This window comes from Arthrobacter sp. PL16, assembly GCF_035985055.1.
Classification (GTDB): Bacteria; Actinomycetota; Actinomycetes; order Actinomycetales; family Micrococcaceae; genus Arthrobacter_D; species Arthrobacter_D cheniae.
Genome location: NZ_JAXCIC010000001.1, coordinates 164,057 through 176,620 on the forward strand (window position 1 = coordinate 164,057; position 12,564 = coordinate 176,620).

Annotated in this window: 11 protein-coding genes; 3 read left to right on the forward strand and 8 right to left on the reverse strand. The window is 68.8% G+C overall.

Translation table 11 applies throughout. The annotated features are described in order from the left end of the window. Window positions 1-9: 9 nt before the first annotated feature. Genes RCH21_RS00800 through RCH21_RS00810 form a run of 3 tightly spaced genes read right to left on the reverse strand, consistent with a single transcriptional unit; the run spans window position 10 to window position 3,012 of the window. A complete protein-coding gene (locus RCH21_RS00800; RefSeq protein WP_326962809.1) occupies window positions 10-1,140 on the reverse strand; it encodes an Mrp/NBP35 family ATP-binding protein in 1,131 nt (376 codons plus the stop codon). Continuing rightward, a complete protein-coding gene (locus RCH21_RS00805) occupies window positions 1,137-1,736 on the reverse strand; it encodes a DUF1003 domain-containing protein (protein WP_235830729.1) in 600 nt (199 codons plus the stop codon). The genes RCH21_RS00800 and RCH21_RS00805 overlap by 4 nt, the downstream gene beginning before the upstream one ends. Further along, on the reverse strand, window positions 1,729-3,012 hold the full coding sequence (locus tag RCH21_RS00810) for a magnesium transporter (RefSeq protein WP_326962810.1): 1,284 nt from the start codon (window positions 3,010-3,012) through the stop codon (window positions 1,729-1,731). Before RCH21_RS00810 ends, RCH21_RS00805 begins: the two co-directional genes overlap by 8 nt. A gap of 178 nt (window positions 3,013-3,190) precedes the next feature. Here RCH21_RS00810 and RCH21_RS00815 point away from each other — a divergent pair, with 178 nt between their 5' ends. Then, a complete protein-coding gene (locus RCH21_RS00815; RefSeq protein WP_326962811.1) occupies window positions 3,191-4,117 on the forward strand; it encodes a general stress protein in 927 nt (308 codons plus the stop codon). 109 nt (window positions 4,118-4,226) lie between these two features. Here RCH21_RS00815 and RCH21_RS00820 read toward each other — a convergent pair whose 3' ends face one another. Continuing rightward, entirely contained in the window at window positions 4,227-5,807 is a 1,581-nt protein-coding gene (locus RCH21_RS00820; RefSeq protein WP_326962812.1) for an aminopeptidase P family protein, read from the reverse strand. A 177-nt stretch (window positions 5,808-5,984) separates the two neighbouring features. Here RCH21_RS00820 and RCH21_RS00825 point away from each other — a divergent pair, with 177 nt between their 5' ends. Next, window positions 5,985-6,827, forward strand: coding sequence for a PHP domain-containing protein (locus RCH21_RS00825; protein WP_326962813.1), 843 nt, complete (start codon window positions 5,985-5,987; stop codon window positions 6,825-6,827). Between the two features lie 51 nt (window positions 6,828-6,878). On the opposite strand, the gene RCH21_RS00830 is transcribed toward RCH21_RS00825, so the two are convergent. From RCH21_RS00830 to RCH21_RS00840, 3 genes are all read right to left on the reverse strand, one after another. Further along, window positions 6,879-7,748: a DNA-methyltransferase gene (locus tag RCH21_RS00830; protein WP_326962814.1), complete on the reverse strand. Its 870-nt coding sequence runs from the start codon at window positions 7,746-7,748 to the stop codon at window positions 6,879-6,881. A 6-nt stretch (window positions 7,749-7,754) separates the two neighbouring features. Beyond that, the gene (locus RCH21_RS00835; protein WP_326963218.1) at window positions 7,755-9,518 is read right to left on the reverse strand and encodes a DEAD/DEAH box helicase; all 1,764 of its coding nucleotides are present in this window, start codon (window positions 9,516-9,518) and stop codon (window positions 7,755-7,757) included. Between the two features lie 279 nt (window positions 9,519-9,797). Next, window positions 9,798-11,324 (reverse strand): RNB domain-containing ribonuclease, encoded by a 1,527-nt coding sequence (locus RCH21_RS00840; RefSeq protein WP_326962815.1) that lies wholly within the window; start codon window positions 11,322-11,324, stop codon window positions 9,798-9,800. 95 nt (window positions 11,325-11,419) lie between these two features. On the opposite strand from RCH21_RS00840, the gene RCH21_RS00845 reads away from it, so the two are divergent. Next, a complete protein-coding gene (locus RCH21_RS00845) occupies window positions 11,420-12,238 on the forward strand; it encodes a ferritin-like fold-containing protein (RefSeq protein WP_326962816.1) in 819 nt (272 codons plus the stop codon). 89 nt (window positions 12,239-12,327) lie between these two features. Here RCH21_RS00845 and RCH21_RS00850 read toward each other — a convergent pair whose 3' ends face one another. Continuing rightward, window positions 12,328-12,552 (reverse strand): DUF3107 domain-containing protein, encoded by a 225-nt coding sequence (locus tag RCH21_RS00850; protein WP_120149380.1) that lies wholly within the window; start codon window positions 12,550-12,552, stop codon window positions 12,328-12,330. Window positions 12,553-12,564 lie beyond the last annotated feature (12 nt).

The window sequence follows — 12,564 nt, forward strand, 5'->3', positions numbered from 1 at the left end:
TCCGCCCGGTCAGCGAGGGCTGACGTTCAGCCTCAGTCCCTCGAGGCCGCGGGGACGGCGGGTCAGCGCTGAGGCGATCGCCAGCAGTTCTCCCCGTGACCTCGATGCCCCGGCACCGAGGACGAGGGGGGTGCCGGTGTCGCCGCCCTCCCTCAACGCGATGTCCAGCGGGATGCTGCCGAGGAGCGGGATGTCGAGGCCCAGAGTGGCCGACAACCTGTCGGCAAGCGCTGCGCCGCCCCCGGCGCCGAAGAGCTCGAGCCGACCGCCGTCGGGAAGCTCGAGCCAGGACATGTTCTCGATGACTCCCGCTACACCCTGCCCTGTCTGGGCCGCCATGGCGCCCGCCCTCTCGGCGACGTCTGCAGCCGCGCTCTGAGGGGTCGTGACGACCAGGAGTTCCGAGGAGGGCAGCAGCTGGGCCACGGAGATCGCGATGTCACCCGTGCCCGGCGGCAGGTCGAGGAACAGGACATCCAGGTCACCGAAATAGACCTCGGTCAGGAATTGTTCGAGCGCCCGGTGCAGCATCGGACCGCGCCAGGAGATGGGCTGGTTGCCTTCCACGAACATCCCGATCGAGATCACCTTCACGCCGTGGGCGACGGGCGGGAGGATGAGCTCGTCGACCCGTGTCGGCTGCTGGGTGATGCCCATGAGTGCCGGAACGGAAAAGCCGTAGACGTCCGCGTCCACGATGCCCACGCGGAGTCCCTGCGCGGCCATCGCGACCGCCAGGTTCACGGTCACGCTGGACTTGCCGACTCCGCCCTTGCCACTGGCGACCGCGTAGACGCGGGTCAGGGACCCGGGATCGTTGAACGGGATTCCACGGCGCCCCCCTTCACCCTTCAGCTGGTCCTTCAGCGCATCGCGCTGCTGCTGGTCCATGACGCCGAGCTCCACCTCCACCCGGTCGACGCCGTCGACTGCGGACACGGCGGCGTCGGCGTCCTGCATGATCGTGTCGCGGAGGGGGCACCCCGCGATGGTCAGCAGGACCCGGATGTGGACGGCGCGGTCCCTGATGGACACGGTGTCCAGCATGCCGAGTTCGGTGATGGGTCGGCGCAACTCGGGGTCGATCACCGTGGCGAGGGCCGAGCGCACGGCCTCCTCGGTGGGGATAGGCCTGCTCAACGGACGGGTTTCCTCCCGGCGGGCGGGACCTTCGGCAGCGCCACGGTGCTGTCGGACGGCTTGCGGGGCTTGCGCTTCTGCAGGGTCAGTTCCTGGCCGTCGGTCGTCTCGAGGAGTTCCTCGAGGATGGAGCGCAGCTCGGACCGAACGTAGTCGCGGGTCGCCACCTCGCGGAGGGCGATGCGCAGCTCCGCGATCTCCCGCGTCAGGTACTCGGTGTCGGACAGGTTCCGCTCCGCCCGCTGGCGGTCTTCGCGCATGGAGACGCGGTCCCGGTCGTCCTGGCGGTTTTGCGCGAGCAGCAGCAGGGGTGCTGCATAGGAGGCCTGCAGGGAGAGCATCAGCGTCAGTGCCGTGAACCCGAGTGCCGCGCTGTCGAAGCGCAGGTTCTCCGGGGCGATCGTGTTGAAGGTCAGCCAGACCACGACGAAGACCGTCATGTAGAACAGGAACTGCGGGGTGCCCATGAAGCGGGCGATGTTCTCCGTGCCGCTGCCGAAGCGGTCCGGATTCGGGCGCAGACGCGGGAGGATTCGCTTGCGTGCCTCACGCGGCGTATCGAGTCCGCGTGAATTCGATCGGATCTTCTCAACCACGGCGGTCACCTCGTTTCGGTACGGATGTGTCGTCCTGTGCGCGCCAGTCGTCGGGCAGCAGGTGGTCCAGCACATCGTCGACGGTTACGGCACCCACCAGCCTGCCGTCGGCGTTCACCACTGGCAGCGAGTTCAGGTTGTAGGTGGCGAGGATCCTCGACACCTCGCTCACATTCGCCTGGTCGCCCACGGCTTCGAGATCCGTGTCGATGATGTTGCCGAGCGGCTCGGGCGGCGGATATCGCAGCAGCTGCTGGATGTGCACCACGCCGAGGTAGCGCCCGGTCGGGGTCTCGAGCGGAGGCCGGCACACGAAGATGGACGAAGCGAGGGCAGGTGTCAGCTCCTCACGCCGGACGTGCGCGAGGGCCTCGGCGACGGTCGCCTCGGGCGGGAGGATGACCGGCACCGTGGTCATGAGGGAACCTGCGGTGTCCTCCTCGTACTCGAGCAGCCGCCGTACGTCCTCGGCGTCGTCGGGTTCCATGAGCTGGAGGAGCTCCTCCTTCTGCGCCTCGGGGAGCTCGTTCAGGAGGTCGGCCGCGTCATCGGGGTCCATCTCCTCGAGGACGTCGGCCGCACGCTCACGCGTCAGGGACTGGAGAATCTGCACCTGGTCGTCGTCGGGCAGTTCCTGCAGGACGTCCGCGAGGCGGTCGTCCTGCAGCTCACCGGCCACCTCGATGCGCCGCTTGTCGTTCATCTCGTGCAGCGCGTCGGCGAAGTCCGCGGGCTTGAGATCGTCGTGCTGGGCGACGAACTGCGTTGCGCCCTGCGGCTCGTCCGTCGTCCCGTGGAAGGCGTCGAGCCAGTCGATGATGAGGCGCTCGCCGCCGCGCCGGAGTCCGCGCAGGGGCGACGTCGAGCCCCCGCGGCGCACGAACAGCTGCGAGACGTGCCAGTCGCCGGCGCGGTTCCGTTCCATCGCGATGTCCTCGACGACGGCGCTCCCGCTGCCGTCCCGAAGCGTGAGGCGCCGGTCGAAGAGTTCGGCGACCACGAGCATCTCGGCGCCGCGCTGCTCGAAGCGGCGCAGGTTCACGAGGCCGGTACAGATGATCTGCGAGGGGTCCATGGAGGTGATGCGGGTCATGGGTACGAAGACGCGTTTCTTGCCCGGTACCTCCACCACGAGGCCGATGGCCTGCGGGTGTTTGGTGGGACCACGGTCCAGTACGACGGCGTCCCGCAGGCGGCCGAGGCGGTCACCCAGGGGGTCGAAGACATCGAGGCCCAGCAGCCGGGCGACGAAGACGCGGGTCGGATTGATAGTCACGGCTCTAGGCTATCCGGCGTGGCATAGCGGGACGGAATCGGACCGACCTGCGGCGTCCCGATAGCAGTCGCCGCTTCGCCCTGCTCCCAGCATCCACCCAGCTGCCGTCGAGCGAACTGGTAGTCCGCTCCCGGCGATACGCCTCCCATCCGCACGGGCGGTAGGCAAGAATGGGTGCATGTCGACACCTTCACTTGGAACCACTGCCTCCCGCGACCCGGGCCGGGTGCTACCCACCGGCGAGACCATCGGCCGGTACACCAGCTACCTCGATGCCCAGAAGGCCGTCGACTACCTCGCTGACAACAAGTTCGCCGTGCAGCAAATCGCCATCATCGGGAACGACCTCAAGGCCGTGGAGCGCGTCACGGGTCGTCTCAGCTACCCGCGGGTCGCCCTGAGCAGTGCCCTGTCGGGAGCCTGGTTCGGCCTGTTCGTAGGGTTGATCCTGGGTCTGTTCGCGGGCAGCGACATGGTGAGCACCGTGCCTTCCTCGATAGCGCTCGGCGCCATCTTCTGGTTGCTCTTCGGTGTCCTCACCTATGCCTTCCAGCGCGGAAAGCGCGATTTCACCTCGACGAGCCAGGTCATCGCGACCAGCTACGACGTCCTCGTGGAGCCGAGCCTCGCGGGGGAGGCGCGTCGGCTGCTGCAGCAGCTGCCCATGAACGGGCAGGCGCAGCACCCGGGGGCGAACTCCTCGGCCTGGGCCCAGGGACAGCAGGCCCAGCAGCCGCCTCACCAGCAGCAGGCGCCCGAACGGCCCGCATCCTGGAACGATCCGTTCCCCGGCCAGCAGGAACCCCAGCAGCAGCCCCAGCAGCAGCCCCAGCAGCATCCTGCCGGGGCCGAGGAGAGCCAGACAGCCGGTCCCGGCACGACCGGACCGCGCCGGGGACAATTCCCGGACCTGCCCGATGGCCGGCCGCAGTACGGCATCCGCGTGGAGGACCAGCTTCCGGGCAACGCTCCGGCGGACGGCGCAGCAGGCGCTAGCGGCACCCCGGGCGCCGACGGAGAGATTGCAGCGCCGGCTGCAACTGATCCGCCTGCGAATGGCGGGAGCCCGGGCGGCACGGGCTCGTCGGCAGCGGGACAGCGCTAGCGCTCAGCGGGACGCCGGCAGTACGTCGGCAGTACATCGGTACGACGGGAAGAGGCGGGGACCAGTGCACTGAGTGCACTGGTCCCCGCCTCTTCCCGTCTCCGTCGGGCTACTCGCCGGTGCTGCCCCAGATGCCGGCGATCCAGTCCTCAACGTCCTCCGGGTGGCGTGGTAGGGCGGCGCTCAGGTTGACCGGTCCGTCGGCGGTCATAAGGACGTCATCCTCGATACGGACGCCGATGCCGCGGTACTCCTCCGGCACGGAGAGGTCTTCCGCCTTGAAGTAGAGGCCCGGCTCGATGGTGAAGACCATGCCCTCGGTGAGCACGCCATCCAGGTACAGGTCCCGTTTGGCCTGCGCGCAGTCGTGCACGTCCATGCCCAGGTGGTGACTCGTCCCGTGCGGCATCCAGCGGCGGTGGTGCTGCCCCTCGGGTGACAGTGCCTCCTCGAGCGAGACGGGCAGGAGCCCCCAGGCATCGAGGTTTTCGGCCAGGACGGTGACGGCCGCGAGGTGGATCTCGCGGAATTTGCGGCCGGGCAGGGCCGCTGCGAAGCCGGCGTCCGCGGCGTCGAGCACGGCCTGGTAGATCTTCCGCTGCACATCCGTGTACCGACCGTTGACGGGGAGGGTCCTGGTGATGTCGGCTGTGTACAGGCTCTCGGCCTCGACGCCGGCATCCAGCAGCAGGAGCTCGCCGGCCTTGACATGCCCGGTGTTGCGGATCCAGTGGAGGGTGGTCGCGTTGTTGCCGGACGCGGCGATGGTGTCGTAGCCGAGGTCGTTGCCCTCCTCGCGCGCCCGGGTGAAGAAAGCACCTTCGACGACGCGCTCGCCGCGCGGATGGCTGATGGCACGGGGGAGTGCGCGGACCACTTCGTGGAAACCGCTGACGGTCGCTGCGACGGCGGACTCCATCTGCTCGATCTCCCACGGATCCTTGATGAGCCTGAGCTCGGACAGCACCTCGGCGAGCACGGCGTCGAGGGCGTCGGCCTTCTCGAGGTCGACGCCGGTGTTGATGCGGGAGGTGTCCACCAGCGCGTCGGCATTGAAGTCGACCTCGCGGAGCAGGCGGATGCTCACGCCACCGATCTCGAAGACGCCTGCGTCCTTCGTGATGGCGACCTCGAGTTCGCCGAGGTCGGCCGTCCGGAGGGACAGCTGCGCCTTGATCTGGGCCATCGAGAGTCGCTGGCCGATCCAGAATTCGCCGAGCCGGGCATTGGCGTAGAACTCCGCGCTTTCACGCCCTGCGAGTTCGCGGAAGTACAGGGTGGCCACGTGGTTCCCGCCGTCGTCGCCCGTTCCGGGGTCGACAGGCTCGAGCACCAGCACGGCGTCCGGCTCGTGATCGAGGCCGAGCCCCGTGAGGTGCGCGAAACCGGAGTGGGGACGGTATCGGTAGTCGGTGTCGTTCGAGCGGACCTTGAAGGGTCCGGCCGGCACGACGATCCGTTCCCCCGGGAAACGATCGGAGACGGCCCGACGGCGGCGCGCTGCATGGGCGGCGACGGGTGCCTCGGCCGGGAGCTCCTCCGAGGCCTGCGCCCAGTCACGGGCCATGAACGCCTTGAAGGCGTCGGAGTCGGGCCGCTGCGAGCGGTTCTCGTTGCGGTCGGACAGGGGCTGGCCCTGCCCTGTGTGTGTGGAGTTCTGGGCTGCGGATGCGGTGTCGTCGGTGCTCACCCTGTCATCGTCTCACCGTGGCCGCGCAGCGGGAAAGTCCGGCCACGGGTCGCATCATCGGGCCCGCCGCTGCGAGGCCCCGGTTCCGGGTGGTCCGGGCAGCGGGATGAGCGGAAATGCCTGATGACGCTGAGCCGCTGGCCGGAGATGCAACGCATGGCGCGTACATTGAATCCGGTGAGAATCGATCTGCACACGCACTCCAATGTCTCGGACGGCACCGAGGATCCCGACGTCCTGATTGCCTCCGCCGCCGCGGCAGGGCTCGACGCCGTCGCGCTCACCGACCATGACTCCACTGCCGGTTGGGACAGGGCGAGGACGGCGGCGAAGGCACATAACATCACATTCGTCCCCGGGATGGAGGTCTCCTGCCGGACGGACACCGGCATCAGCGTGCACGTGCTGTCCTACCTCCACGACCCGCTGCATGCCGGTCTGCGCCACGAGATCGAGAAGTCACGGTCGGCCCGGCTCACCCGAGCCCGCCGCATGGTCGAACTGATGTCCGAGGACTACCCGATCACCTGGGCCCTGGTGCAGGAGCACGTGACGGAGGGCGCCACCGTGGGACGGCCGCACATCGCGGACGCGCTGATCGCCCTCGGCATCGTCAGCACGCGCTCGGAAGCCTTCGAGCGCGTGCTGACCGCGCGCTCGCCGTACTGGGTGAGCCACTACGCACCGCATCCCGCTCACGCCGTCGCCCTTATCCGGGATGCCGGCGGTGTGCCCGTCTTCGCGCATCCATCGGCTTTCAACCGGGGAGCGGTGGTGGGCGGTGCCGTGATCAACGAGATGATCGACGCCGGACTGGTGGGCCTCGAGGTGGAGCACCGGGACAATCCCGACGGCGCCCGGGTCGAGCTGCGGAGGATCGCCCGGGACAACGGCCTGCTCGTCACCGGTTCCAGCGACTACCACGGGACCGGCAAGCCGAACCTGCTCGGTGAGAACGTCACGACGAGCGAGACGTTCGAGGCCATCATCGGGCTCGCCACGGGGACGCCGGTCAGCTGAACGGTCCGCAGGGGTGTTCCTGGCGTGCAGACTCAGGGCTCGGGCCCGGGCTCACGTCCAGGGAGCGAGGCGGGCACGCATGACGTCGATGGCCTGCGGATTGCTGTCCACGCAGACGAAGCGACGGCCGAGCTTGCCCGCCACCGCACCGAGGGTCCCTGATCCGGCGAAGAAGTCCAGGACCCAGTCGCCTTCGCTGCTGCTGGCAGCAACGGCGCGGCGCAGCAGGCCCTCCGGTTTCTGGGTGGGGTAACCGGTCTTCTCACGGCCGGTCGGGGACACGATGGTGTGCCACCACACGTCGGTGGGCAGTTTGCCGAGCGCAGCCTTCTCGGCCGTCACGAGTCCGGGTGCCATGTAGGGTTCCCGGTCCACCTCGTCGCTGTTGAAGTAGTAGCCGGAGGGGTCCTTCACGTAGACGAGGATGTTGTCGTGCTTCGCGGGCCACTTGCGCTTGGCCCGGGCGCCGTAGTCGTACGCCCAGATGATCTCGTTCAGGAAGCACTCGCGCCCGAACAGGGCGTCCAGCATGACCTTGGCGTAGTGCACCTCGCGGTAGTCCAGGTGCACGTACAGCGTCCCGTCGTCCGTCAGGAGGCGCCAGGCCTCTGCGAGCCGCGGAGCGAGGAAGTCCCAGTAGTCCTCGAAGGCGTCGTCATAGCTCGAGAGGATTCCCTTGACGGTCGAGTAGGACTGGCCCTTGAAGCCCACGCGGTCACCGGAGCCTTCGACCGCCCGCACCATCGTCGTCGGCTGCCGTCGCTGCACCCGGCCGGTGTTGAACGGCGGGTCCACGTAGATCATGCGGAAAGACGAATCCGGAAGTTTCGCCAGGTACTCGGCGTTGTCGGCGTGCACCACGAGGTTGCGGCCCTCCGCGCTCCAGGACGGAGGCGCGGAAGGCACGGAGAGTTCGGTCACCGAGAGCTAGTCCTCTGAGCCGCCGGCGGGGTTCGCGACGACCTCGCCGTTGCGGCGACGGGTGCGGCTGCGGCGCGGGCGGTCGCCCGCGGGTGCCTCGGCCTCCCCGCCGGCGCGACGACGGCGCCCGCTACCCTCGGCCGTATCTCCTGCCGCCGACGCGGTCGCGGGTGCGGCAGCCGACTCTGCTGGTCCGGTGGTGTCACCGGAACGGTTCCCGCCACGGCCACGACCGCGCGACCCGCGGGAGCCCTGGCCGGACTCGCTGCTGTCCGCGGACGAGCCGCCGTCGCGGCGCTGACCTCCGCGACCGCCCGAGCGTCCGTGTCCGCCGTCGTTCCCGCTGCCGGCGGAGCGGGTGCTGTCCGCGTGGGCTCCGCCGCCGCGCTTGCCGGTCTCGCCGAGGTCCTCGAGGACCTCCGCGCCGATACCCGCGAGCTTCCGGTCCTTGCGGGGGAGGCGGCCCTTGGTCCCCTCCGGGATGTCGAGATCCGTGTAGAGGTGCGGCGATGACGAGTAGGTCTCCACCGGCTCCGGCGCGTTCAGGCCGAGGGCCTTGTTGATGAGGCCCCAGCGTGGGAGGTCGTCCCAGTCGACGAAGGTCACGGCGGTGCCCTTCTTGCCTGCACGGCCCGTACGGCCTACACGGTGCAGGAAGGCTTTCTCGTCCTCGGGGCACTGGTAGTTGATGACGTGGGTGATGTCCTCGACGTCGATGCCGCGGGCAGCGACCTCGGTGGCGACGAGTACGTCGATCTTGTCTCCGCGGAAGGCGCGCAGGGCCTGCTCGCGCGCACCCTGGCCCAGGTCACCGTGGATGGCGCCGGCCGCGAAACCGCGGTCGATCAATTCCTCGGAGAGCTTCGCCGCGGTGCGCTTCGTCTTGCAGAAGACGAGGGTGCGGCCCCGGTTGCGGGACTGCAGGATCCGGGCGACGACCTCGGCCTTGTCCAGGTTGTGTGCCCGGTAGATGACCTGGCGGATGTCCTTCTTAGTGATGCCCTCGTCCTCGGGATCCGCTGCGCGGATGTGCGTGGGCTGCGTCATGTAGCGGCGGGCCATCGCGATGACGGGGCCGGGCATGGTTGCGGAGAACAGCAGTGTCTGGCGCACCGGTGGCGTCGCGGCTATGAGGGTCTCGACGTCGGGCAGGAAGCCGAGATCCAGCATCTCGTCGGCCTCGTCGAGCACCACGATCTTCACGTTCTTGAGGACCAGCAGCTTCTGCCGGTACAGGTCGATCAGGCGACCGGGCGTCCCGACCACGATCTCGACGCCGCGCTTGATGGCCTCGATCTGGGGCTCGTAGGCGCGGCCGCCGTAGATGGTGACGATGCGCGCGTTGCGCTTCTTCGCCGCCGTCGTCAGGTCGCTGGCCACCTGGACGGCGAGCTCGCGTGTGGGGACGATGACGAGGGCCTGCGGTGCGCCGGGCACCGGGAGCTTGTCGTAGCCCGCGTCGTCGGGCCCGACGACGCGCTGGATGGCCGGGATGCCGAAGCCGAGGGTCTTGCCGGTACCGGTCTTCGCCTGGCCGATGATGTCATGGCCGCCGAGGGCGATCGACAGTGTCATCGCCTGGATGGGGAACGGGTGGATGATGCCCGCATCCGCGAGGGACTCCACGATATCCGGGCGGACGTTGAAGTCGGCGAAGGTCTCCGCGACAGGAGCGTGCGGCTCCTCGGTGGTGATCAGGGTCTCTTCGACGTCGATGGCGTCCGTGGAGTTGTCGGCGACGAGGTGGTGTGTGTCGGTCGTCGTGGCGATATCTGCTATAGCGCCGTGGTTCGTGTCGTGATCTGTATTGTGCACGTTCTACCGTTCATTCAGGCCGTGCGGCCGCCGAGGCTCGACGCCCGGATGATGACCATCCGGTGCGGAGCGTATCGGCGGGCGCAGAGCGTCCAGTGGAAGCCGATCGCGGGCTTGCGACTGCGTGCGGGCTGCGGAGGGAGACCTGCGCCCGCGGGAAAACTCGGGATCGAGTAGGTACTGCGGGTTATCGAAGAGTGATAACGACCGGGCATCCATTACTACGCATCAAGACTACCCTGCCTGTCCCTGCGCGGCGTCATCGCGGGCTTGCGGAAGCGTGTCCGTCGGTTTCACCTCGAATCGGAGGAGGCGGCGGGCGATATCCGCTTCGAGCAGGACCACGGTCACCCGCTCGCCGGCCACGAGCTCGCCGTAGCACTTCGCCTCCAGCGGTGGTTCGGTGACCTGGACCGTGCCGGACAGCCGCGGTGCCTGCCTGCCGGGCGCGTCCTCGACGGCGGGCGGCGAGCCCTGCAGGACGATGGCGGAGAACGCCTCGCCGATGCGGTTGCTCAAAAGAGCGGCCTGCACGGCGTCCATCGCTCCCGCGTCCAGCCGGGACGCCGTCTGGTTGGAGGAGGCCATGAGGGCATTGAGGTGCGGGAGCGCCGAGCGGACCCACCCGGGTACTTCCTCGCCCGCGCAGAGGGACGCGCAGGTCACCAGCACGAAGCGGTCCACGAGGCGCCGGAGGGGGGCGGTGGTGTGGGCGTAGGGTGCGGCGATGGCCGACTGCACCAGGGAGTCCGGCACCTCGCCGTCGAACGCGGTGTAGCCCGCACCGCGGAAGAGCGATGCCGCCGAGTGCATCAGCGCCAGTTGCCGGGGATCGGTGACGTCGAGCGTGCGGAGGAAGGCGCCGTAGGGCATGTCCCTGGGCCATGGGTGCTCCAGCGCTTCGGACTGGCGCCGGAACTTGCCCAGTGCGCCCTCGTCCGGAGACGGCAGGGTCCGCAGGATGCCGATGCCGCCGTCGATCATGATCCGTGCCGCCGCCATACCCGTCATGAGCGAGATCTGGGCATTCCAGTCCTCGCAGGGCAGCGGCGGTTCCGTGACGATGGCGTAGCTCTCGCCGTCGTGGGTGATGTCCTGGCGGGGGAGGTTGAGGCTGGCGCCGCCCCGGTCGAGCTCCTGCCGGATGCGGAGCACTCCGATCTCCCGGAGGAGCATCAGTTGCTCGTCCGCCGTGCCGGCGTCGATGTCCGCCTGTACCTGTGCGTAGGTCAGCTGGCGCCGGCTGCGGACCGTCGCGCGGCTGACGTCGACAGAGAGGACCACCGCCTCGGCGTCGAGCTCGAAATGCCAGACGAAGGCCGGCCGGTCCTGCTCGGGAAGAAGGCTCGCTGCGTCCTCGGAGATGACCTCCGGATGGAGGGAGATGCGGCCGTCCGGGGCGTACATGGTCTGCCCGCGGAGCCTCGCCTCGGTATCGATGGCTCCGCCGGGCGCAACGAAGAGTGGAACATCGGCGATGGCGTACCAGACCTCGTAGCCCTCGCCGGCGTCGCCTATACGGCGGGCGAGGTGCACGGCCTGGTCGAGGTCCGTCGAGCCGGGCGGATCGATGGTGAGGAAGGGCAGGTCCCGCCGGTCCGCCGGAGGAAGGCGATGCAGCGCCACCGATGCGTCCGCTTCCCGCAGGACGTCATCGGAGAAACCCTCACGAATATCGAGTTCCTCGCGCAGAATTCGCAGCGACTCCGTCAGCCGCTGCTGGGACTCACGGTCCCTGAGGTCCATATGCTGTGCTGGCACGCACCTTACGGTAATGCACGTCACAGACAACGGGGCAGTCCGGCGAGGACCGCCTCGGGCTTGCCGGACCCTCCTGAGTGCGTACTCTTAGCAGAATGAACAAGGGCTCCTCCGACAGCACCGCCGTCTCCGCCACGGGCACGGACGGGACGCAGGACCGGTCGGCGCCGGTGGCGCAGTTGCCGGTGGCCGCTCCGGCTGGTCCGTCCCCGGTCGCGCAGACCCCACCCGCAGGCCCGGCGAGCGCCGCCGAGGACGCCCTCGCGAACCCTCGCTATGCCCGCTTCGTCACGGACCTCCTCGGCGTCATCGCGTACGGCGAGCTGTCGGGGTTCGAGCGGCTGTCCTCCGATGCGCGCTTCTCTCCGAGCCTCGCGGACAGGGCGAGCCTCGGTCGCCTCGCAGTCCTCGAGTTCGAGCATTTCGAGATGGTGGGCCGCTTCGTCGGCGGGCTCGGGACCACGATCGAGGATGCCATGGCGCCGTTCCAGGCCTCCATCGACGCCTTCCACGAGCGCACCCGCCCCGGTGACTGGTACGAATCGCTGATGAAGGCCTACGTGATCGACGCCTTCTCCGGGGATTTCTACCGTGCCCTGGCAGACAGCCTCGACCCTCGGACCCGCGACCTCATCAGCGCGATCGACTCGGGCGACGGCGCAGCCCACCTGCAGCGCCGCCTCACGGAAGCGCTCTCGGACGACCCCCGCCTCGCCTCGCGCCTGGCGCTGTGGGGCAGGAGGCTCGTGGGTGAGGCGCTCACCCAGGCACAGCGGGTCGGCATCGAACGCGAATACCTCGCGGGGCTGCTGTTCGCCAATGAGGCCGACCACACGCAGCACACGACGGCGCTGTTCTCGAAGCTGACCCGCAACCATTCCCGGCGGATGAGTGCCCTGGGACTCACGGCGTAGTCCGCTCGGACGAAAAAAGAACCCGCGGCCGACGGCGCATGCCGTGGACCGCGGGTCCTGCCTGCAGTGCTGAAGCTGCAGGGGTGAAGCTAGAGCGCTCCGAACCCCACGCGTCGGGACTCTTCGGCGCCGATCTCGACGTAGCCGAGGACGGACGTCGGCACGATCACCTGACGGCCCTTGGAATCCTTGAGGCGCAGTTCCGAACCGCCGCTCATGGCTGAGGAAACGAGTTCGGCGAGGGCGTCCGCGCTCTCGGCGGAATCGAGGATGATCTCCCGGTTGACGTTCTGGATACCGATCTTGACTTCCACGGCGGGTGCCTC

Coding starts and splice junctions, on each gene's coding strand:
- RCH21_RS00845 (WP_326962816.1), top strand. CDS start 11,420: ATGAACAAGGGCTCCTCCGACAGCACCGCCGTCTCCGCCACGGGCACG.
- RCH21_RS00815 (WP_326962811.1), top strand. CDS start 3,191: ATGTCGACACCTTCACTTGGAACCACTGCCTCCCGCGACCCGGGCCGG.